This window comes from Methylosarcina fibrata AML-C10, assembly GCF_000372865.1.
In the GTDB taxonomy this organism is placed as follows: Bacteria; Pseudomonadota; Gammaproteobacteria; order Methylococcales; family Methylomonadaceae; genus Methylosarcina; species Methylosarcina fibrata.
Window position 1 is genome coordinate 4,287,835 of sequence record NZ_KB889965.1, and the last position, 22,170, is coordinate 4,310,004.

20 protein-coding genes are annotated in these 22,170 nt (G+C 56.9%); 9 read left to right on the forward strand and 11 right to left on the reverse strand.

What is annotated here, in order from left to right; all coding sequences use genetic code 11:
- The first annotated feature begins 3 nt into the window (after positions 1-3).
- Positions 4-327, forward strand: coding sequence for a rhodanese-like domain-containing protein (locus A3OW_RS0120115; protein WP_020565259.1), 324 nt, complete (start codon positions 4-6; stop codon positions 325-327).
- Positions 328-371: 44 nt separating this feature from the next.
- Here A3OW_RS0120115 and A3OW_RS0120120 read toward each other — a convergent pair whose 3' ends face one another.
- Complete coding sequence (locus tag A3OW_RS0120120) at positions 372-2,321, reverse strand: hypothetical protein (RefSeq protein WP_232422408.1); 1,950 nt, start codon at positions 2,319-2,321, stop codon at positions 372-374.
- 31 nt (positions 2,322-2,352) lie between these two features.
- On the reverse strand, positions 2,353-2,625 hold the full coding sequence (locus A3OW_RS28030; RefSeq protein ID WP_157385945.1) for a hypothetical protein: 273 nt from the start codon (positions 2,623-2,625) through the stop codon (positions 2,353-2,355).
- 110 nt (positions 2,626-2,735) lie between these two features.
- On the opposite strand from A3OW_RS28030, the gene rpsF reads away from it, so the two are divergent.
- From rpsF to rplI, 4 genes are read left to right on the forward strand one after another with little or no spacing between them, the layout of a single operon-like run.
- Positions 2,736-3,179: a 30S ribosomal protein S6 gene (gene rpsF / locus A3OW_RS0120130; protein ID WP_026223758.1), complete on the forward strand. Its 444-nt coding sequence runs from the start codon at positions 2,736-2,738 to the stop codon at positions 3,177-3,179.
- Positions 3,180-3,204: 25 nt separating this feature from the next.
- A complete protein-coding gene (gene rpsR, locus A3OW_RS0120135) occupies positions 3,205-3,432 on the forward strand; it encodes a 30S ribosomal protein S18 (protein ID WP_020565263.1) in 228 nt (75 codons plus the stop codon).
- A gap of 18 nt (positions 3,433-3,450) precedes the next feature.
- Entirely contained in the window at positions 3,451-4,344 is an 894-nt protein-coding gene (locus tag A3OW_RS0120140; RefSeq protein WP_020565264.1) for a hypothetical protein, read from the forward strand.
- A gap of 46 nt (positions 4,345-4,390) precedes the next feature.
- Positions 4,391-4,840 (forward strand): 50S ribosomal protein L9, encoded by a 450-nt coding sequence (gene rplI / locus A3OW_RS0120145; protein WP_020565265.1) that lies wholly within the window; start codon positions 4,391-4,393, stop codon positions 4,838-4,840.
- Between the two features lie 272 nt (positions 4,841-5,112).
- On the opposite strand, the gene A3OW_RS0120150 is transcribed toward rplI, so the two are convergent.
- Positions 5,113-6,024: an NAD(P)-dependent methylenetetrahydromethanopterin dehydrogenase gene (locus A3OW_RS0120150; protein WP_020565266.1), complete on the reverse strand. Its 912-nt coding sequence runs from the start codon at positions 6,022-6,024 to the stop codon at positions 5,113-5,115.
- Between the two features lie 39 nt (positions 6,025-6,063).
- Positions 6,064-6,972 carry an NADP-dependent methylenetetrahydromethanopterin/methylenetetrahydrofolate dehydrogenase gene (locus tag A3OW_RS0120155; protein ID WP_026223759.1) on the reverse strand — a complete coding sequence of 303 codons (909 nt, stop codon included), beginning with the start codon at positions 6,970-6,972 and terminating at the stop codon, positions 6,064-6,066.
- 157 nt (positions 6,973-7,129) lie between these two features.
- Between A3OW_RS0120155 and A3OW_RS0120160 the strand changes: the two genes are divergently transcribed.
- Together A3OW_RS0120160 and A3OW_RS0120165 are read left to right on the forward strand one after the other, a co-directional pair.
- Positions 7,130-7,759, forward strand: a complete 630-nt coding sequence (locus tag A3OW_RS0120160; protein ID WP_033412908.1) for a 5-formyltetrahydrofolate cyclo-ligase — start codon at positions 7,130-7,132, stop codon at positions 7,757-7,759.
- Positions 7,760-7,897: 138 nt separating this feature from the next.
- Positions 7,898-8,899: a zinc-dependent alcohol dehydrogenase family protein gene (locus A3OW_RS0120165; protein ID WP_020565269.1), complete on the forward strand. Its 1,002-nt coding sequence runs from the start codon at positions 7,898-7,900 to the stop codon at positions 8,897-8,899.
- Between the two features lie 153 nt (positions 8,900-9,052).
- Here the strand turns inward: A3OW_RS0120165 and A3OW_RS0120170 are convergent, their stop codons facing one another.
- From A3OW_RS0120170 to A3OW_RS0120195, 5 genes are all read right to left on the reverse strand, one after another.
- Positions 9,053-10,756 carry a SulP family inorganic anion transporter gene (locus tag A3OW_RS0120170; protein ID WP_020565270.1) on the reverse strand — a complete coding sequence of 568 codons (1,704 nt, stop codon included), beginning with the start codon at positions 10,754-10,756 and terminating at the stop codon, positions 9,053-9,055.
- An 81-nt stretch (positions 10,757-10,837) separates the two neighbouring features.
- Complete coding sequence (locus tag A3OW_RS0120175) at positions 10,838-12,091, reverse strand: NAD(P)/FAD-dependent oxidoreductase (protein ID WP_020565271.1); 1,254 nt, start codon at positions 12,089-12,091, stop codon at positions 10,838-10,840.
- Positions 12,092-12,449: 358 nt separating this feature from the next.
- Positions 12,450-13,538, reverse strand: coding sequence for an MBL fold metallo-hydrolase (locus tag A3OW_RS26650; RefSeq protein ID WP_020565272.1), 1,089 nt, complete (start codon positions 13,536-13,538; stop codon positions 12,450-12,452).
- 513 nt (positions 13,539-14,051) lie between these two features.
- A complete protein-coding gene (locus tag A3OW_RS0120190; RefSeq protein ID WP_020565274.1) occupies positions 14,052-14,315 on the reverse strand; it encodes a hypothetical protein in 264 nt (87 codons plus the stop codon).
- Between the two features lie 169 nt (positions 14,316-14,484).
- On the reverse strand, positions 14,485-15,828 hold the full coding sequence (locus tag A3OW_RS0120195; RefSeq protein ID WP_020565275.1) for an ABC transporter permease: 1,344 nt from the start codon (positions 15,826-15,828) through the stop codon (positions 14,485-14,487).
- Positions 15,829-16,317: 489 nt separating this feature from the next.
- On the opposite strand from A3OW_RS0120195, the gene A3OW_RS0120205 reads away from it, so the two are divergent.
- On the forward strand, positions 16,318-17,547 hold the full coding sequence (locus A3OW_RS0120205) for a pyrophosphate--fructose-6-phosphate 1-phosphotransferase (RefSeq protein WP_026223761.1): 1,230 nt from the start codon (positions 16,318-16,320) through the stop codon (positions 17,545-17,547).
- 440 nt (positions 17,548-17,987) lie between these two features.
- Positions 17,988-20,696 carry an nSTAND1 domain-containing NTPase gene (locus A3OW_RS26655; protein ID WP_020565278.1) on the forward strand — a complete coding sequence of 903 codons (2,709 nt, stop codon included), beginning with the start codon at positions 17,988-17,990 and terminating at the stop codon, positions 20,694-20,696.
- A gap of 75 nt (positions 20,697-20,771) precedes the next feature.
- Here A3OW_RS26655 and A3OW_RS0120215 read toward each other — a convergent pair whose 3' ends face one another.
- On the reverse strand, positions 20,772-21,470 hold the full coding sequence (locus A3OW_RS0120215) for an OmpA family protein (RefSeq protein WP_026223762.1): 699 nt from the start codon (positions 21,468-21,470) through the stop codon (positions 20,772-20,774).
- 76 nt (positions 21,471-21,546) lie between these two features.
- Complete coding sequence (locus tag A3OW_RS0120220; RefSeq protein ID WP_020565280.1) at positions 21,547-21,963, reverse strand: exosortase system-associated protein, TIGR04073 family; 417 nt, start codon at positions 21,961-21,963, stop codon at positions 21,547-21,549.
- Positions 21,964-22,170 lie beyond the last annotated feature (207 nt).

A 22,170-nucleotide genomic window follows, 5' to 3' on the forward strand; every position in this document is an offset into this window, starting at 1 on the left:
CGCATGGCCATAAAACAACTGTCCGCGCCGGAGTTGCAAAACAAACTGCTTAACGGCGAAAGCCTTTGCCTGCTCGATGTCAGGGAGCCTTATGAATTCGCCTATGCCAGCCTGGCGAACAGCGTTTTGATTCCGTTGCATCAGCTCCCGGCGCGTCTTGGCGAACTCGATCCCGAGCGGGAGACCGTGGTCATCTGCCATCACGGCGTGCGCAGTCAGCAGGCCGCGCTTTATCTGGCGCACTGCGGGTTTCAGCGAATCGCCAATTTGTCGGGCGGCATCGACGCCTGGTCTCTGGAATGCGATGCATCGGTGCCCAGATATTGATCCGAGACCGATGCGGTTCGGTTTTTGCTTTGGGTCGGTCCGAGTTATTTGAGTCCGTAAATCTTCAGTTGGCTGCCGATGACGTGGTCGGTGCCGGGCTGCAGGCGGTAAATGATGGTATAAACCCGCCCGTTGGCGACGACCGGCGGAATCATTTTTCCCATCAGTCCGTGACCACCGTGATTGTCGTCGCCGGTACGGTAGAGCCGGCGCAGCTTTCTTCCGGGCAGGATCGTGGTGGCGTCGTAAGCGACCAGTTGGCCGTCTCCGAAACTTTTGTTGGAATCGCCGTGCCTGGGGTAGACGGCCCATAGAATGGCCGTGCCGAAGTCGACGGCGTTCGGAAGTCTGGAGTTTTTCGACGGTTGGCTGGAAATCGCCAGTAATCCGCCCGGCATGCCGCCCGGCGATGCCAGATTCGAAGAAGCGACTTCGCTGCCTTCGGCCCGGAAAACTGGAAGCACGTTGGAGGTGGTCGAAAAATCGTAGGTTTTCAGCGTCGAGTTTTCGCCCCAGACATAGACGATGCCGCCGCCTCCGTCACGCTGAGCGAACGCCAGGGAGTGGATGTGATGCATGCGGTTGTGTTCCGGCCCTGGGTTGGTGCAGGGCTGGAACCAGTCGAAGGTACCCGGGTCGACGTCGCTGCGGCCGGGACACGGAATGCTCGCATTCAAACGGTTGGCGCGATCCCAGTTCTGGTTGACATCGCCGCCGAAATAGGAGGCCACCAGAGGCGGTCTGAACACCAGCTTGTTGAAGCGGTCGTTCTTGCCCAGATCGTTCTTGTTGAGGGCATAGATGATGCCGTCCTTGGTGCCTTGCAAAAGAACATTGGAGCCGGGAATCATCAGCGGGCTGGTGGCGCCGAAATCCCAGTCCGAGCCGGCCTTGTTCACCGCGGCGCGGCCGCAGGACACTTCCGAACTGTTGTCCTGCCAGAGGCAGCCGTCGCCGGACGTTTTTTCGTCGAGAAAGGCTTTGTACCAATCGACTTTTTGCAGCTCGGGGCGGCTGCCGCCGGAGCCGGGCACAAACCGCAATTTAACCAGGCTTTCGGATAGGTCGATGTCGCCGTTGTTCGAAGTGCCGTTCGAGGTGGCGACATAGATCATGTCGCCATCGGTGACCGGAGCGCCTCCGGCATGCCAGATGCCGGCGCCCCAGCCATTGAAGGACGTGGCGCAGAAGATGGCGGGTTCCCGGGAAAAGCCGGGCATTCCCTGCAAGGCACGGGTATCGTAGGCAATGACGAAGCCGTGCGGATTCTTGCGGCCGCCCAGCAGGCTCTCGCTGTTGGCGGCAAAAGCCAGGACCAGTCCGTTATTGCCGGTCAGGGCGAGTCCGGCCCGGAGTTTCGGATACACGAATTGCTTGTCTTCGTTGTTGTCCCTGAACGTCGCGCCCGAGTCGTTGAACCAGCAGCCGTTGCCTTCCTGCGACTGGCCGAAGATGCGGACGGGCATGGCTTTTTGCGCGCCGTTCATTGGGTTCAGGGCAAAGAGTTGATGGTCCCGGAAGCGATTGTCGTTCGAGTTTTTCCGAACCATGGCGACGACAAACAAGGTATTCGTCGTCGGATCAAGGATGGGGGTGGCCGAGATGCCCCAGGTCGGAGTGTGTTGCCAAAGATCCATGTCCTGGGAGTCGGCTTCGGGGCCCAGTTTGACTTTATAAATTGTGGCGTTGGTGCGGGCGTTAATGCCGATGACTTCGTTTTTCATCGTCGTGACGATCACGAGGTCGTCGGCGCCGGCGCCGTTTTGCACGATCAAAGGCTGGGTTTCCACCTTGGCATCGAAGTCGTACATGCGTAACAGACCGAATTGCCGGGAATTGACGTTGCTTTTATTGAGTACGAACTCCTGGTTGTTCGATGCGGTGCGAAAACGGTTTCCCGAGCGCTCGCCGATGCTGACGGCCCAGGCTGAATTCGTGCCGATCCAGGAACAGCCGATGGAAAAAAGTAGAGCAATTACCAAGGAATGCATCATGAGTTCCTCCTACTGTGTCAGTCAACTGAACTTACATTGCAGGCGCCGGGCTGTCAAGCTTTTCCTGTGATTTTTCCCCGGCAAGATACCGATGGGGATTAATTTGACGATCGAATTGCTGACAGACCTGCCAGGTTGCAAAAAACCGGCAGGTCTTCTTGACTGGTTCCGCGACTTTCCCGAAGCCTTTTCGATTCGCATATGCGGCCTCCTGCAGAAGCCACAGGGAGACGGCGGATATCGAGGCGGCAGGCGCCAAACGCTGTTCCGGGCAGTCCGGTCGATTTCGGTCAAGAGCTTTCAATAAATGGCCAAAAGCTGTATAATGGTCTGTTCATTGAGGCAAATTGCCTCTCCTTGCTTCACCTTCTATGTTAAAACAGAGGAGGGAGGCTTTAACCGTAAGGAACAAACATGCGACACTATGAAATCGTCTTTTTAGTCCATCCTGATCAGAGTGCTCAGGTTCCGGCAATGATCGAGCGCTACCGCGCCACGATCGAAGGGGCTTCCGGCGCCATTCACCGCCTGGAAGACTGGGGTCGTCGGCATCTGGCCTATCCGATCAACAAGGTGCACAAAGCGCACTACGTGCTGATGAATATCGAATGCGACCAAGCCACCCTGGCGGAGCTGGAATCCGGCTTCCGTTTTAACGACGCCATCTTGCGCAGCATGACGCTGCTGCAGAAGCAAGCCATTACCGCGCCTTCGCCTATCGCCCTGTCGGCAGCGGAAGAAAGCAAGGCGTCCGAAGCCAAAGTCAAGGAATCGCCAGCCAAGCCGGCGGGAGATGCCGACCTCGACATGGAAGATATCGATGAAGACTTCGACACCGACGAATTGCCTTCAATCTAATTTAATCACAGGCTAAGAGAATATTATGGCACGTAACGTAAGACGCAAAAAAATCTGCCGGTTCAGCTCCGAAGACGGCAGCCAAATCGATTATAAAGATCTGGACATGTTGGGAGACTACATCACCGAAACCGGTAAAATCGTTCCCAGCAGAATAACCGGCACCAGTGCGAAATATCAAAGGCAATTGTGCGCAGCGATCAAGCGCGCCCGTTACATTGCCTTATTGCCGTTCTGCGACGCGCACAGCTAAACGCGGCCGGTAAACTCAGTGGCTTTTTTGGCTTCTTACATCATGCAAGGCCGGCTGCAGGCTATGCTGGTGGCGTCCACGTTTGCCTTGCTGTCACTGAAGTTTCCGCCCATCAGCGTTTTGAGCTCGGCCGCCGTTGCCCTGGTTACGTTAAGGCGCGGCGCAACGGAAGGCTTTTATGTCTTGATCAGTTCGGCGGCGGCGGCGGGGCTTCTCGGCTTTTTCGTTATCGGCAATTACCAATTCGTCCTGCTGTACGGGATGGTGCTTTGGTTGCCTGTCTGGCTGATCTCGATCGTATTGCGCGAAGGCCGCCATTTGTCTTTGGCGGTTGAAATTGCCGTCCTGCTCGGCGTGATCGGGGTCGTCGTCTATTATCAGTACAATGACGATCCTTCCTCGATGTGGAAAGGCGTCCTGTTGCAGATGGTGTCCGGGAATGCGCCTGTTGAAAACGTGCCGCGTACCGTCGACGGATTGGCGCATTACATGACCGGCGTGGTGGCCGCAGGATCGGTATTCGGTTTGTTGTTCGGCCTGTTTCTCGGGCGCTGGTGGCAATCCTTGCTCTACAATCCGGGCGGTTTCAAGCAGGAGTTTCTGGCGTTGAACACGCATCCGAGGCTGGCATTGGGCTGCATTGCCGTCATCGTTCTGGCGGCGGCCAGCAGCGGCGTGGTCTCGGAAATAGCCTGGAACGTCACCATCCTGCTGTTCGTGTTGTACATCTTCATCGGTACGGCGGTCATGCATACGGTTTTCAGCGGCATGAAGATGGGCCGTTACCTGGTGCCGATGTTTTACATCACGTTATTCTTGTTGCCGCACGCCTTGTTGCCGGTGGCATTGGTCGGCTTGAGCGACGCCTGGTTGAACATACGAAAAAAACATACGAATCAAACGAGCGCCTGAAGGGCGCACATTATCGGTTAAACATCCGAAAGGTGAGGATTAAAAGATGGAAGTCATACTTCTTGAAAAGATAGCAAAATTGGGTAATCTGGGTGACAAGGTCACCATCAAATCGGGTTATGGTAGAAATTATCTGGTGCCGCAAGGCAAGGCCGTGATCGCCACGGCCAATAAGATCGCCGAGTTCGAGGCTCGCAGAGCGGAACTTGAAAAGGCGGCCCACGAGCGGCTGAATGCTGCTCAGGCGCGCGCCGAAGCCCTGCAGAAATTGCAGGTGGTGATTACTCATAAAGCCGGCGATGAAGGCCGCCTGTTCGGCTCGGTCGGCACCCACAATATCGCCGAAGCGATAACCCAGGCGGGTGTGCCCGTGGAAAAACAGGAAATCCGTATGCCGCACGGCGCGCTTCGCCACGTCGGCGAGTTTCCGATCGACATTCATCTGCATTCCGACGTCGTGGTGACTCTGTCCATTAAAATCGCGGCCGAAGCCTGATTCCCCGCCGTAAGCCGTATCCGTGTCCGATTCAGGGCATGGGTGCGGCAATTCTATTCTCCGGCATTCGTTTGGCGTTTCGTATCTTGAGGCGGCTGAAGCTGTGTGTTAAATAGAGCGTCTTTTTGAGCGCGAAAATAATAAGACGTCCTCTTCGAACGGCTTGCGTTTTCGTCCTTGCTGAAGCGGCTTCCGATTGATTTTCTTCGCTTCTGTGTCTACCGGCATCCGGCTATGCCAAAAAGGCAGCCGCCGGCACATCCTTGGAGGGGCTAAGGCTGGGTGATTTCCCGTGCCTTGCTGAAGGCCGCCCGGAAATCGAGATACACGGGTTCTTCGGTTTTCAGCATCGATCTCAACAAGGAATTCTGCAACTGATACTTGACGTTGCCTACCGCCAGAGCGCCGATGCCCACCGCGTCAGGGGTGCCGGCAAAAGCCAGCGGTTCGCCGAAATGGCTGCGCTTGATGCCTTCGATTCCCAGGGGAGGGACGGCATTGATGTCGGCCGCCACTTTCAGCCGCCCGGCTTTTTTCAAAATTTCGCCGGTTAAAACCTGAACGCCAGCTTTTGCCGTGCAAAAGACGATGTCGGCGTCGGCGATCAGCCCGGCCTTGTCGGCATCGGAAACGGCGACCGCACCTTTCAGGTGACAGCCGAAGCGGCGGTTGTAAGCTCGGGCGAGATCGTTCGAGGTATCGGCCGACAAATGATCGACCAGCGTGGTGTCGAGGCCCGCCAGGGAAGCGATGATGCCCGTGGTAACGCCGACCGCGCCGGTGCCGCCGAAGACAACGGCGTTGCAGTCCTTGAATTCCTTGCCATGCTTCTGCTTCAGTTCCTTCTCGACACAGGCGACCAGCGCCGCGGCCGTCGTAAAGGCGCCGCTGGGATCGGCCAGCACGGAGATCACGAACGGCGGCACCATGGCTTGCTTGGCCGATTCCAGCATGTCCATCGCCAGGCCGATGTCGCGCCCTCCGATGAAAATGGCGGTGCGTTTTACTCCGGACGGGCCGCGCGAAAAAATGGCGTCCTGGGTCAGGCCGTTGACGTTGTCCAGTTTGACGTTGTTGTAGGGCATCAGGACGTCGAACCCAGCATCCAGAGCCATGTTGATGTCGAAGGGGCTGTTGTTCGGCATGGGGTCAAACATGTGAAGGATGCTGCGTTTCTTCTCCATTAGGTATCCTTGATGCGCTGATCTGTCGAAAGTTGGATTTTAAGGGTTGGCCTGAATGTACTGGCGCGCCACTTCGAAGGCGTGTTCAAAATGAAGATAGACCGGTTTTTCGGTGTTGAGCATTTTTTTTAACAAAAGATTCTGCGCCTGATATTTGATATTGCCGATGGCCAGCGCGCCGATGCCGACAGCCCCGCTGATCGAACCTTCTATCGGCGTGCCGTTGTGAAACGCGTCGACTCCGGCAATGCCGGCAGGCGGTACGGCATTGACGTCGGCCGCTACTTTCAGCAGGGGCGCCGAAGCGACGAGCTGGGCGCTCAAGAGTTCGATGCCCGCGGCGCCGGTGGCAAAAACGACGTCGGCGTTTTTGATGTATTCCGCTTTATCGGCATCGGCGCCGGCGGCAATGTTGATTTTCCCCTCGCCGAATTCGTTGTTGCACAGATCGGCGACGTGTTGGGCTTTGTCCAGTTGCCGACCGATGATCCGGACCTCGGCGCCGGCCTCGGCGGCAATCACCGCCGCGGCCTGGCCGACCGGGCCGGTTCCGCCCAGCGCCAGAATGGTTTTGCCGGCAAGAGTGGTATTGAATTTCGATTTTAGCTCGCGCTCGACCGCGGCGACCATGCCGGCGGCGGTAGTGAACGCCCCGCTCGGGTCGGCGAATACGGAGACTTCAAAAGGAGGAACCATCGACCGTTTGGCAATTTTGAGCATGTCCATCGCCTGTTTGGTATCGCGGCCGCCGATGAAAATGCCGGTCCGTTTCAGGTTTTTGGCGCTCCGGGAAAAAATGGCATCCTGCACCAGGCCCTGGACTTCGCTGGGCTCGACATTGATGTACGGTACGGCGGAAACCCAGCCGGCGTCCATCGCCATGTTGACGTCGAACGGGCTGAGGTTTTTTGCGGTAGTCAGCATATGTAGAATGAATGGTTTTTCCATGATGTCCCCTTTATTGATTTGGCCGTCAAGTATAAAAGAAAATCGGCCGGATTAATACTGGAGATGGGGCTGCCGATTTCAAATTTTCCGCTAAGCGGGTATGATCGTTCCATTTTTTTCGGAGTCGAACGGTATTCGACGGTTATCGATCATGCATATGCAGAAACTCAAAGCAGAGCAGCGCCGACAGGCTTATCAGGCTCGCAGCCGGCAAGCCGACAGGGAAACGCTCAGCCGGATCATCGGCGCCCGGTTCATGGCGCTGGACGCTTATCGCAGAGCGCAAACCGTCATGGTCTATATCGGCTGCAAAACCGAAGTCGGAACGCAGCCGGTTATCCTGGAGATGCTGGCGGGCGACAAATGCCTGGTGATACCTTACTGTACCCGGGATGATCATGGTCATCCCAAGCTCGGTCTGTGGCGGTTGGCCGATTTTGCCGAACTGTCGCCCGGAACCTGGGGCATTCTCGAGCCGCCGAAATCGCGTTGGGGCGAGCCGGGAAAAGAGATCGAGCCAACCGAAATCGATCTGATCATGGTGCCGGGCGTCGGCTTCGACCGCCGAGGCGGACGCCTGGGCAACGGCGCCGGCTATTACGACCGTCTTTTGGTCTGTGTTCGCCCCGACACGGTTCTGTGCGGCCTCTGCTTCGAATCCCAACTTTTCGACGAAATCGCCGTGGAGCCGCATGACGTGGCGATGGATGTTGTCGTCACGGAACGGTCGGTTTATTGCGGAAAAAGCCGGCCGTTTGCCGAATCATCTTCTCCGGAACTCAAATAGCCCGGTTCCGGTTTCGTGGCGATCGATTTGGATTATTGTGTGAGTTTTTACGATGTTTTACGACCATTGAAACGATTGAACGGACGGTTCTTTTGTCAAACGGGTAAATGATTTCATTTTAGAATGTAGGAGTTCAATATGAAAACGGTAAAAATGACCGCCGTCGGCGGACCTGAAGTCCTGGTTTTCCAGGAAGCTCCCGAGCCGGAGATTGCCTCGACCACGCATATCAAGGTCAGACTGCATGCCGCCGGCGTCAATCCGATCGACACCAAGGTCCGGCGCAACGGTCTGTTTTATCCGAACGCCATGCCGGCCGTCCTGGGCTGCGACGGGGCGGGCGAAGTGGTCGCCGTCGGCAGTGCCGTCAGCCGCTTCAAGCCGGGCGACCCGGTCTGGTTTTGCCATGGCGGACTGGGCCGGGAGCAGGGCAATTACGCCGAATACACCGTGCTGGATCAGCGCTGGGCGGCGTTGATGCCCACTTCCTTGTCCTTCCGGGAGGCGGCCGCCCTGCCGCTGGTGTTGATTACCGCCTGGGACGCCTTGTATGAGCGGGGCGGTCTGCAATCGGGACAGACCGTGTTGATTCATGCCGGCGCCGGCGGCGTCGGCCATGTGGCGATTCAGTTGGCCAAGCTCAAGGGCGCTCGGGTGATCACCACGGTCAGCTCGGAAAAAAAGGCCGAGTTTGTTCGATCGCTGGGGGCGGACGAAGTGGTGACGTACAAGCCGAACGGTTTTACCGATGCGGTCCTGGAACTGACGCAAGGCAAAGGCTGCGATCTGGTGCTGGACACCGTGGGGCCGTCCGTTTTTCAGGAAAGCATCCCGGTGACCGCTCATTTCGGACGTCTGGTCACTCTGCTCGATCCCGGAACTTTCGATCTGGCCGAAGCCCGCATGCGCAATCTGTTGATCGGTTTCGAGCTGATGCTGACGCCGATGCTGAAGGATCTGCACGAAGCCAGGGACCGGCACGTGGAGATTTTGCAGCAATGCGCAAAATGGGTCGATCTGAGGCAATTAAGAGTCCACATCAGCACGCCTCTGCCGTTAAAAGACGCCGCCGAAGCCCATCGTCTGATCGAGGAAGGGCACGTGTCGGGCAAGGTCGTGCTGTTGACCGATCAGGAATAGTAGGTGGCGGGAGAAGCCGTCGCAAGGCCGGCGTTTTAGAGCATTTTCATATTGCGTGTAGGGGCGAATTCATTCGCTCAGGTGTGTACCCAAGGCGAATGAATTCGCCCCTACCCCATAATCAATGCAGGCCAACCGAAAGTATTTTCTTGCTCAAGCCAGTTCGTCGACGGCTTCCTGCGTTCGGAAATACACTTTTCCGGGCGCCAGATGCTTAAAGAATTCGGTTTTGTCCAGCTTGTCCAGCACCGGGCCTTTCGCTTCCGACAGATGCAGGGTGATGCGGGACGTTTGCAGAACGCGGTTCAGATTTTCCAGCACTTCCAGCGCGGTGGCGTCGACGTCGCTGACCGAATTGAAGATCAGCACGATATGCCGGATTCCGGGCTTCAACGCCAGCTCCTCGTTGATAAAGTCCTCGATAAAGTTGACGTTGGCAAAAGTAATATTGTCGTCGATCCGAAGCAGCAGCAGATGTTGCCAGGTTTCCACCCGATAGCGCTTGATGTTCCGGTAATGTTCGGTGCCGGGAATGCGTCCCACCACGGCGATGTGAGGATGGCTGGTCTTGCGCAGGTAGCTGACGATGGTCAGCAAAATGCCCAGGGCGATGCCTTCCTCGATGCCCAGGGCCAGTACGCCGGCCAGCGTTGCCAGTTGGGCCAGGCCGTCGCCCTGGTCGTAGCGCCAGGTGTCGACGATGTTCCTCAGGCGCAGCAGCGGCACGATGGCGACCAGAATGATCGCGGCCAGCGCGGCTTTCGGAATATTTTCGAACCACGGGGTAAAGAACATCACCGCGAGGGCCAGAATGCCGGCGGCAATCAGCATCGCCATTTGCGTCCGCGCGCCGGCGGAAAAATTGACCATGGTGCGGCTAAAGCCGCCGGCTACCGGCATGCCGCCGGAAACGCCGGCGGCGAGATTGGCCGCGCCCAGGGCGATGAGTTCGTTGTTGGGCACAATCTTTTCGCCTCTCAGATTGGCGGTGACTTTGGCGATGGCGACGCTTTCCACATAGGCGATCAAGGCAATGAAGGCCGAGTAGGGCAACAATCGGCGCCATTTTTCCGGAACGAAAAAATCAAGGCTTAATTCCGGAAATCCCGAAGGGATCGATCCGACCACGGCGATTTGTTGCGGCCCAAGCCCGGGAACGTAACTGACGGCCAGCGTCGACAGCATGACGGTCAGTAAAGGAGCGCATTTACTCAAGGCCGTAATGAACGAAGGTTTCGCGCCCGTTTTTCTTATCAGGAAAGCAAGCGGTTTGCCGAAAAAGATCAGCAGCGCTACGGCTATGGCGCCAACGGCCAGCGTAAGCATCGAAGTGTTTTCGATATAAACCAGATAGCAGGAGGCGTCGGCACCGCAGGACGGCGGCTTCAGGCCGAGCATGTGCGGAAGCTGGCTGGCGATGATCAGGATCGAAGCGCCGCTGGTGAAGCCGTTGAGCACCGGATGGCTGATGAAGTTGACCAGACCGCCCATGCGCAGCAGCGCCATCCCCATCATGACCAGCCCGCTTTCGGCCGCCAGAATCAGCGCGCTCTGCACGGGCTGGCCGAGCGCGCCGATCTCGGGCGCTTGGAGGGCGCTGGCGACCATGATCGCGGCAATCGAAACCGGCCCTACCGACAAGGTCTGGCTGGTGCCGAAAACGGCATATAGGATGGGCGGCAAAATGCTGGAATAGAGCCCCGACTCAGGCGGAAGTCCGGCCACGACCGAATAGGCGATGCCTTGCGGCACCAGAATGATCGCCGTGAGCACGCCGGCGAACAGGTCGTCCTTGAAGGTGTGCCGGTCGTAGGCTTTGAGCCGGCCGAAAATGGGAAAGAATTTAATTAACGGCATGATCGAATGATGAACGGAACCAGGACGGGCAGAGGGGGGGCGCAAGGGAAAAAGCCGCGGCTCCTTACCTTGCGCCTTCGCTTATTCTTCCTTCATGAAGCGCTGGGCGTAGCTTTCCTTGTGCGGAATGTCGATTCGATAGCCCTTAAGCATCAGATGCCAGTACAGCCAGGGAAAGCCGGTGGTTTTTCCCCACCACCAGATCCAGCGGTTTTTTCTGGGATCAAACGACGGGAACGACGGCGTCACTTTGCCGCCGTAGGAAAATTCGGCCAGCATGACCGTCTTCAGCGACGTCGTGAGCGGGCAGGAGCCGTAGCCGTCGTATTGGCGCTCGGCCTGTTGGTTCTTGATCCGGTAGAGAATATTGTCGACCACCACGGGAACCTGTTTGCGCACCGCCGCGGCGGTTTTGGCGTTCGGTGTCGACGTGGCGTCGCCCAGTCCGAAAATGTTGGAGTACTTGTTGTGCTGCAAGGTATTTTCGTTGACGTCGACCCAGCCTGCGGCATTGGCCAGCGGGCTTTTCTTGATGAAATCGGGGGCGCTTTGCGGCGGTGTCACGTGAATCATGTCGAATTTCTTGACGACTTGCTGTTTGTTGCCTTCGCTGTCGGTGGTTTCGAACGTGGCCGTTTTGCCGGGGCCGTCGATCGCCACCAGGTTGTGATTGAACGACGTTTTGACGCCGTAGCCGGCGGCCACCTGGGTCAAGGCCTTGGCAAAAAACGGAATGCCGAACATGGCGGGGCCGGCATTGCAGAATTCGATGGTGAATTTATCCAGAATCCCTTTGCTGCGAAAGCGGTCGGCGGCCAGATACATGATTTTTTGCGGCGCGCCGGCGCATTTGATCGGCATGGTCGGCTGCGTGAACAACGCGGTGCCCGACTCGGCGGTTCTTATGCATTCCCAGGTGTATTCGCAGGAATCCGGGGAATAATTGCTGCAGACGTTGTTTTTGCCGAGGGTTTCCTTAAGCCCCTGGATTTTGTGCCAATCCAGTTGCAGGCCGGGGCAAACGACCAGGTAATCGTAAGTGATCACGTCGCCGGAGCGAAGCGTGACGCTGTTTTGCTCCGGCTGGAAGGATTCGGCGTAGTCCTTGATCCAGTGCACTTTGGGATGGATCAGATCGGCTTCGTTGCGGGTGGCCTGTTTTAAGGTATAGGCCCCGCCGCCGATGACGGTAAAGCCGGGCTGATAATAATGTTTTTCCGACGGTTCGATCAGGCCGATGTCCATTTTCGAATCCTGCCTGAGCATGTTGTTGGCGACGGATACGCCGGCCGCGCCGCCGCCGACGATTAAAACGGTATGGTGCTGCTGTGACATGAGTTCTCCTCAATAGTATGGAATGGCACTGCTGCCGATGGCGGCAATGCCGTTGTCGTTCGTTATTATTCTTTTCAGTTGTTGGTCGAGAATGCGGAAATAGGGGACAAAAAACCTTTTCGGGTTAGGGTAAAAATAGAAAAAAGGCTTATTTTTTATCCGGTTATCCGTCTCGGCTCAACGCTCCCTTATTACTTGAAACAAGGGATAAGTCAATAAAATTTATAATGCGAAGGCTCCGGGACAGAACGTTTGCCCCGGCAGGCCGGCGTAATAGGCGAAGTTGTTCTTGCTCCGATCCAGACGGCGGCGTCCGTGCCGCCGTGCGTTCTAAAACGGGAACATTCTCTCGGCTGCCTCAGGCACTTTTTTGCCAGGCTTCGTAGCCGCCGGCGATCGACAGCACGTTGTGATAGCCGAGGTTCTGCAGGGTTTGCGCGGCCAGCGCCGAGCGGCCGCCGGTGCGGCAGTAAAGAACCACGGCTTTCGACTTGTCCGAAAGTTCCGGCACGTTGCCGATTTTGAATTCCAGAACGCCGCGTGGCAACGGCACGGCTTTGTCGACGTGACCTGCGGCGTATTCGCTTTCCTCGCGCACGTCGACCACCGTCACGTGGCCTTCCTTGATAAGTTCTCTGGCACGGGCGGGCGAAATTTCGGTGATGTGCTGTTTGGCTTCCGCCACCAGATCCTGCGCCGTGGTTTCGTGGCGCGCCGGACGGGTCGTTTCTCTCCGGACAATGGCGTCCTGCCGCTCGTTTTCGTCGAGTCCGCAGTAACGGTTGGCCGGCACCGCTTCATCGATCAACCGGGGCCTCGGCAGATTCAGATTGTTCATGATATCAATGAACTGTTCGCGCGTTTTGCCTGCCAGACGGGGATTGGTGGTGCGCTCCTGCATGATGCTGCTGACCCAGTGTTGTTGATAGTCGTGGCCCGGATACACCAGGGTTTCGTCCGGCAGCGTGAACAGGCGCTGGGTGATGCAGTCGTACAGGGCACCGGGATCGCCGCTCTGAAAATCGGTCCGGCCGCAGCCGCCGATAAACAGGGAGTCGCCGGTAAACACCCGGTCGCGCCATAAAAAGGACACGCTGCCTTTAGTGTGTCCGGGCGTCGAGATGACTTTAATTTTCTCGCCGGCGCCGAATTCGAGCAGGTCGCCGTCCTGCAATTGCAGGCTTGCGCCTTCCGCGCCGCATAACTGGCTTACGCCGGTTTCCGAGCCCAGGCGCTGACGCAACAGGCCGCTCGCCGTGATGTGGTCGGCATGCACGTGCGTTTCCAGAGAGTATTTCAACGTCAGGCCGTGCTCTTGCAGCAGGGCGATGTATTCGTCGATATGGGATTTGACCGGGTCGATCAGGACCGCTTCCTTGCCGGCCGGGTCGCCGATCAAATACGTGTAGGTCCAGGTTTCTGGGTCGAATAATTGCTTGAAAATCATTTTATTTCTCCGGTTGTTGTACGTTGGCATTATGGCGCGCGGAACGTGCGATTGTCATCTTCGATATGGATAAAGCAAAGGCCGTGCCAATAGAGCTTTATGCTGACGCTCTATTGACTGCATTGGCTCGCAAGGAGTTCTGTTGAGAAGGATATATTTATGTTTCTTATTTCATAATGTTTCAATGAAACAACAATAAGTTTCAATGAAACTTAATGAAACGATTTGGGGGACTCCGGTCGGATCACGTCGAGCCGTTCGAGCAGAAAAAAAACCGGCATTTGCCGGTTCCGCTTGAACAGCAAAGGCTGGCCGAACCGGGAGAAGTTCGTTAAATGAAGAGTTCGATATGACCCGCAATGAATGATTCCGTTCGTGGCGAGTCCCAGCCTTGTTGAAGGAGCATCTCAGGATCGGTTCGCCAGGTATTTTTTCGGCTGTCCGGAATGTTGATCGGCTTTTCAGGGCTGCGAAAGGCCGAATCCTCAGCGGAACCGACCGATAGTGCTTTTTCTAGGGAATTTCTACGCCGCTAATCTCTCCTTTCTCGTCCAGCTTCAATTTTAACCGGCCGTAACACGATTTTTGATCGGCCTGGCAGCCGGAGCCTTCCATCACGCTTTCCAGAAAAGTGACGTACATCAAGAGGCCGTCCGGTTGCGTCTCCAGAATTCCGTAGTGGATCGAATCGTTGATGATCCAGCCGTTCTGGCTGCAAAACGCGGCCAGTTCCCGGCAGTTTTGTAAGAATGTTACTATTGCTTCGTGCTGTGTCATAGGTTGCGTTCCCAAATTGATCTGTTTGTCGCGGAGCGGCGGGCATCGCCTCCGTTCAGTCATGGTGCATTCGTTTATTCATCGTTCGGCAAGAGCCGCGCGGCTCGGACCGATGCAATAGACTCTATCACATAATAGTATCGATTCGAAACAAAAAATAACGATCGCTTTACTCTCTTCCGCTTCGTCTCGGGTCAAACGCCTCCTGTACGGCGTCGGCGAACAGGTTGGCGGCCAGAACCAGCGTGAACATGAACACGAAGGCGGCGGACAAGGACCACCATACGATCGGCTCCCGGGCCATTTCCAGACGCGCTCCGTTGATCATGTTGCCCCAACTGTAAGTGGTCGGATCGACCCCGATATTGATGTAGGACAAAACCGCTTCCGCCAGCACCAGCGAACTGAAATCCAGCACGACGGAGATCAGCACGATGTGCATGACGTTGGGCAGGATATGGCGCAAAAGAATCATGCCCTGACCGACGCCCAGAGCCGTCGCGGCCTGCACGTATTCCATCTCCCTGAGCTTCAGGGTTTCCCCGCGAAGCAGCCGACACAGCCCGGTCCAACTGGTCACGCCGAGAATCAGGCACAGAAACAGCAGGCGCATGTCGGCGCGCACGACGACGCTGGTAAAGTCTTCTTCATGATTGGCCATGTACACCTGCACCATCAGAATCGAGGCCGCAATCAGCAGGACGCTGGGAATGGAATTGAGTGTGGTGTAAACGTACTGAATCACGTCGTCGATCCAGCCCCGGAAATAACCGGCCAGGATGCCGAAAACGACGGCCAGAGGCAGCATGACCAGCGTGGTCAGTGTGCCGATCACGAGGCCGGTCCGGATGCTCTTGATCGATTGATAGAAAACGTCTTCGCCGACTTTATCCGTGCCCAGCACGTGATAATAGCCGGACAGATAACAGAGCATGTATGAGAGGGATACCAGAATGAATACCGTGGCCCACACCGCCTTGGCGGTGGCGCCGGTGAGCGCGTTCCGGCAGCGCTCTTTCAGGATGGTCCACAGCAAGACCATGAAAAAAACAAAAAGGCTGGCGCCCTGGAAGAAACCGTACAGCGATTTTTGTAAGATGTCGGGCCATCGGTCGGTTTCGGGATTGGCCAGATGCCGGCCGCCGTATTGCAGCCTTGGATAATCCCAGCGGGTGCTGCCGTCCGCTTGAGTCGTCATTTCCTTGCTGTAAAGGGTAACGGCAAACGGCGCCGAATAGGTTTTTTCCCCCTGTTGCCGAAGCGGAGTCGCCCAGTAATCCAGTAAACTGATGATGTCGTGGTCCACCCCGGTTTGGGGGCGAAAATGCACCGAATCCAAAAGGCCGATGACGACGAAGAATAAAAGTACGACCAGAGAAATCATGCCGGACCGACTGCCGGCGACTTTTTGCAAAGGCCGTCTGAACGGTTCGTGGCCGTGCAGGTAAACCGCCAGCCCGGTCAGGACGGCGATCAAGGCGAATATCAGGGAGTCGGTCCATAAAACGATCATTCAGCAAACCTTCATTCAGATAAAATCCGGGTATGAGCAGCCGCCACCCGGAAAATAAAACGGTTTTTCCGGATTATTTTCCCATAAATTTGCCTTAAGCCGCCGGTTAATTACCGGCTGACTTGTTATGGTTATTCCGCTCGATTGCCGGCTCCGACGGGAGGATGGACGATCAATGCGCAAGACAAAGCTCTCGGAGCTTTTGCCGGCATGCTCTTTTCGGGCAGTAGAATGCTACTGATTTCATCGACTTAGTCAAGCTATTCGAGCCCGTACGAAAAGCAGAAAAGGGCAAGCGATTTTCGGGTAATGTGATAAAATTCCCGCCGATTCGATTCCTTTGCCGGCGCGCTGTTCTTGCCTGGGGCGGTCATTTTACCCCAGCGCGGCTGACCGTTCCGCAGCGGAAGGATGGGGGATGGCGTGGGAGGCTTGTCCGGCCGGCACTTCGCTTTCGTTTTTATCTTTAACTTCATAGCTAACTATCTCATGAATAAACCCAAAAAAGTCGCAATATTGACCGCGGGCGGATTAGCGCCCTGCCTTAATTCGGCGATCGGCAGCCTGATCGAGCGCTACACCGAAATCGACCCTTCGATTGAAATCATCTGCTACCGCAGCGGTTATAAAGGATTGCTGCTGGGCGACTCGATCCAGGTTACTCCGGCCATTCGGGAAAAAGCCGGCCTGCTGCAACGCTTCGGCGGTTCCGCGATCGGCAACAGCCGGGTCAAACTGACCAACGTCAAGGACTGTATCAAGCGTGGACTGGTGCAGGAAGGACAGGATCCGCAAAAAGTGGCCGCCGACCAGTTGGTTAAGGACGGCGTCGACGTTTTGCACACCATCGGCGGGGACGATACCAATACTGCGGCGGCCGATCTGGCGGCTTTTCTGGCCAAAAACAATTACGGCCTGACCGTGATCGGGCTGCCGAAAACGGTCGACAACGATGTTTTCCCGATTCGCCAGTCGCTCGGCGCCTGGACCGCCGCCGAGCAGGGCGCGCGCTATTTCTGGAACGTCGTGGCCGAAAACAACTCCAACCCGCGCATGCTGATCGTGCATGAAGTCATGGGCCGCAACTGCGGCTGGCTGACCGCCGCGACCGCGCAGGAATACCGCAAGCTGCTGGACCGCGCCGAGTGGCTGCCCGAAATCGGACTGGACCGCGCCGCTTTCGAAGTGCACGGCGTGTTCGTTCCGGAAATGGGCATCGACCTGGCGGCCGAAGCCAAGCGGCTGCGCGGCGTGATGGACAAGGTCGATTGCGTGAACATCTTCGTTTCCGAAGGCGCCGGCGTCGAGGCGATCGTCGCCGAAATGCAGGCCAAAGGCCAGGAAGTGCCGCGCGATGCCTTCGGCCATATCAAACTGGACGCGGTCAATCCGGGCAAATGGTTCGGCGAGCAGTTCGCCCAGATGATCGGCGCCGAAAAAACGCTGGTGCAAAAATCCGGCTATTTTGCGCGCGCTTCCGCCGCCAACGCCGAAGACATTCGGCTGATCAAATCCTGCGCCGATCTGGCCGTGGAATGCGCCATGCGCCGGGAGCCCGGCGTCATCGGCCACGACGAAGACCGCAACAACGTGTTGCGTGCCATCGAATTCCCTCGCATCAAGGGCGGCAAGCCTTTCGATATCGATTTGGCCTGGTTCACCCGGACGCTGGGCGAAATCGGCCAGGCCAAGGGCAAAAAGGTCGAGGTAGCGCATTAACCCGCACCGACGGCTTCGAGATAAAGACCCGGAAAGAGGCTCGATTAACGAGCCTCTTTTTTGTTTTTCCGAACCTGAAATAACCCCTCCTTCTCAGGCCAGGTAAAACCGGACCCGAGTCTCTGAACGGCTCAAAGTCAGAGCATTGGATAAAATCCTTCGGCGAAAACGGGGAAACAATCCCTCTCCCGTATCGCGAAGAGCCCTGTGGCTTCTTAATGTTTTGCCTCAATCCGGCGGCCGCCTGCCGGAGAATTACAGGACGTCAAACGGGACTTTCTTAGGAAGGTCTCAATCCGCCGATTCAACAAGACTCCGAGATAACCTGTACGGAGGGACTACAGGGCCGGTAATTTATCTATCTTTTTACAACGATTCTCCGAAAATCGGCCCTGAATCCCGACGAATCTTGCCCCAGCCGAAAAAACACGAATTAAAGTATGGTTGCCGCAGTTAAATACGACGTTTTCCTGAGCTGTTGCCGGCAGGATCATCCGCAAGTCAGCGCTCTGGCGGACAAGCTCAAAGCGCAAAACCTTCGGGTGTATTTCGAGCGGTGGCAGATGCCGGCGGGCGTGCCGTGGCCTCAGGAACTCGGCCGGATTCTGGCTTCCTGCGCTTCCGTTGCGATTTGTCTCGGGCGGGGAGAGATGGATTCGTGGCAACAGCGGGAGGTTCATTTTGCGCTGGAAAGGAAAAAATCGGACGCCGATTTTCCGATCATTCCGGTGCTGTTGCCGGGCTCGCAGCCGGCGCTGAATCTGTTGGGCTTGAAGCTTTGGATCGATCTGCGGCAGGGGCTGGAGCAGTCCTTGCCGTTCACTCTGCTGGCGGCGGCCATTCGCCGCCGTCCTCTGGGCCATGATTTTCAGGCCCGGATTAGGGAAACCCTGGACGGTTTGAGCCCCTATAAAGGCCTGGCTTATTATCGGGAAGAAGACGCCGCCTTTTTTTACGGCCGGGAAGAGGCCGCCGCCAGACTCGTCGAACTCGTCCGGCGCCGCCATTGGACCGCGGTCGTCGGTAATTCCGGCAGCGGCAAATCTTCCCTGATCAGGGCCGGCTTGCTGCCAGCGCTGCGGCATGCGGTCAAAGAGCCTTGGGAAATCGTGATGCTGGTGCCGGGCGACAGGCCGCTGTTCAATTTGACCGCGGCGTTCATGCCGCTTCTTTATCCCGGCTTTGACGATGAAAAACGGGCCGTCAAGCTGAACGAACAACGAGAGCTTCTGGCCGGCCAGCCGGCCCAGCTTAAAAACTGGATCACGACGATCAGCCGGATTCAATCCTTTCCCTGCCGATTTTTACTGGTCGTGGACCCATGGGAAGAATTATACCGGTTGCCCCGACGCGAACACGGCGGGGAAAAGGAAACTTTGGCCTTTATCGATGCCTTGCTGGCGGCAACGGAGGCCAAAGTATTGTCGGTCGTATTGGCGGTCCGCGCCGATTCGACGGGGCAATTGCTCGGTTATCGGCCGTTGGCCGATCGCCTGCAGGACGGCTGGCTCAGTCTCGGACCGATGAGCGGCGCCGAATTGCGCCTAGCGGTCGAAAAGCCGGCCGAACGCGTGGGCGCCGATTTCGAGGACGGACTGGTGGCGCAATTACTGAACGATGCCGCCAGGGTTGAACCGGACAGCCTGCCTTTGCTGAGCTTTGTCCTGGCGCGGTTGTGGCGCGACCCGGAGCGCCGCGGCGGCAGTATGCGCCTTCAGAGTTATGCCGCTTTGCAGGGAATGGCGGGCGCTTTGCACCAGGCCGCCGAGGGAGCTTACCGTGTACTTTCCGGTCCCGACCAAGCAATAGCAAAGCAGGTAATGACGCAACTGGCGCAAAGCAGGCAGGGAATGGCCGACGCCGCCGGACGAAAAAAACTGTCCGAATTCGGCTCGGAGGCGGTGCCGGTCATTCGACAGTTGGCCGACGGCGGACTGCTGGCGATCGTCAGAGAATTCGAAGAAGCCGAGGAATCGGTCGAACCGGCTCATGAAGCGCTGATCCGGCAGTGGCGGCGGATCGGAAGCTGGCTGATCGAGGGCCGGCAATTCGCCGTCTGGCGCGAAAAACTCGGCTGCACCAGGGCGTCCGGGGAAATACTGAGCGGTTATGCTCTGGCCGAAGCCCGGCGCTGGCAGGACCTCAGAAAAAACGAGCTCGGTAACGAGGAACTGAAATTCATCGATCAAAGTTATCGGCAGAAGGTCGTCCGGCAGATCAAGCTGGGGACCGCGATAGGGCTTCCTTTCGGCCTGATCGCCTGGTTCGCGCTTTGGGTGGGCGGCGAAGAACTGTTGACGCCCAAACTGGGACTGTACGTCTTGCTGGCCGACGCCGGCATCACATCTTTTATCGAGCCCGACATGGTCGACATTCCGCCCGGTGAGGCATCGGAGCAAAAAGGAAATAGCCTGGCTTTTACGATGGGTCCCGGGGCTCATGAGAAAGACGCCGATAAAATCGAATTTCCGCCGCACCGGGTGACTTTAAGCAAGCCTTTCCGCATGAGCCGTTACGAGATTACGTTCGATCAGTATCAGGTGTTCGCCTATTCGGTCGAAAAGGACGGAGGGTGCTCGAACAAGCACAAGGTGGAAACCGACAGGGTTCAAGATGAAAAATGGGGTCGCGGCCGCCGCCCCGCCATCAATGTCAGTTGGAAAGACGCACTCTGTTACGCCGAATGGCTGTCGAAAAAAACCGGATCGGAAACGCCTTACCGCCTTCCGACCGAGGCCGAATGGGAATTCGCGGCGCGGGCCGGAACGGGGTCGGCCTATTGGTGGGGCGATACGATAGGGAAACAAATGGCGGTCTGCGACGGCTGCGGAAGCGACTGGCAAGGCAAAAACGAACGCCGGCAGACCGCCGAAGTGGACGATCCCGCCTTCAAACCCAACGGCTGGGGACTTTATCATACCAGCGGCAATGTTTGGGAATGGGTGCAGGATTGCTGGCATGAAAATTACGAGGCGGCTCCTTCGGACGGTTCCGCCTGGGATGGGCGGAATAACGGCAATTGCGGCCGGCGCGTCTTGCGCGGGGGCTCCTGGGCCGATACGCCGATAGGGCTACGCTCGGCCTACCGTTACAAGCTTAATGCCGATTACCGCTATTACAACATCGGCTTTCGTCTCGCTCAGGACTGAAGGACGGCCGGCCGTTTTACAGGCGGCGCTTGCCCTGCATCCGAGGCATGCTCGGCTGCAGGGCCACGCTCTAATTTATTTCAAGCCGGCGCAATCCTGATATGCAGGATGAATGGTGCTCATCATCACTACGCGATGGTGCTGGTTGGCCGTATTGTCCGGACCTTCCGCCTCGCCCATAGCCTGCACTCGAAGCTGTTCCGGCCTGGCTCCTTGTTGAATCAGCAACCGGCTGACCTCGCTCGCTCTTCTTTCCGCCAGATTCTGATTACTTTGCGCACTGCCCACCGTATCGGTGTAGGCGGTCACGTCGGCGGACGCATCGGGATGCGTTTGCAGAAATCGGCCGAGGACGGCGATTTCATCCTGGTTGATTTTAAACGGCACGGCGCTGCCGGTTTTGAAGAAGGCGGCGGCCTGATGACCCACTTCGGCCTGATGATGGTTAGGGCCGTGCACGGCCGTCAGCCACCGGCACAGCGCCTTTTCCGATTCGAATCGGTGCTTGGCGGCGGTGCGCGCAGCGTTGACCGCTTTTTCGCCTTCATCTATGTTCCAGTATTCGTCGTTTTTCCAGTGATCCAGAACCTCCGCGGCGTCCTCCAGAGCTTCTTCGGCCATTTCCTCGTGATAAATGGACTGGCCGTAATGGCCGGCGACAACGGCATCGATTTCCGAAGTCAATAAGGGAACGTCTTTGTGCGGGGGCTCCGTACAGCCGGCAAGTACGGCCGCCAGCACCGCGCAGGGCAGAGAAATTAATGGTTTGTTCATGATGGTATCCTCTTGGTCCAAATCAATCATCGCTTCCTGTAGGGAAGATGGTAACGCTGGCCGAACAATCGGCGAGTTAGTCGTCGCCGTCGTCCAGCGGTCCGTAGGTGGTCCAGAAACCCGGATAATGCGCGCCGAAATAGCGGGTATCTTCGCTGAAACGGTCCCACACGTAAGGAGGCGTTATATAGTCGTCGGTCGGGATGGGCGAGGTGATCAGTTCGCCGACGCCGACCAGGGACCGGCTGACCGCGTGCACTGCGCCGCGCAGAAGTCCCCAGGTAAAGCCGACGAAGATGTTTTGATCGTGACTGATGTTGATGATGTTCTTGGGCACTTCGATAAAACCGGTGGTGGTATTGAAGAAGCCCTGGCTGACTTTGGAGGAAAACCGGGACAGATAATCCTGCCGCGGCTCATCGGCGTAAGCCGACGGCCCTGACAATAAGGCGCCGGCCAGAACGCCGGCGGTAAAGAGGTTTTTTTTGTTCATTGTTAATTCCTCTCGGAAGGTTAAACGATGCTGAAATCCAGGAATTCCTGAAACGAAGGTGATCAGTCGAATTCCATGGGTGAAACGAAAAGAGATCGGAATACCGAAAATCCCTTTGGCGGGCAATATATAAGATTAATATCTTAATATTGCCAGATACTGTTAAATATCGGTGAATTCATTTCCTCCTGATGGTTTTTTCCAATT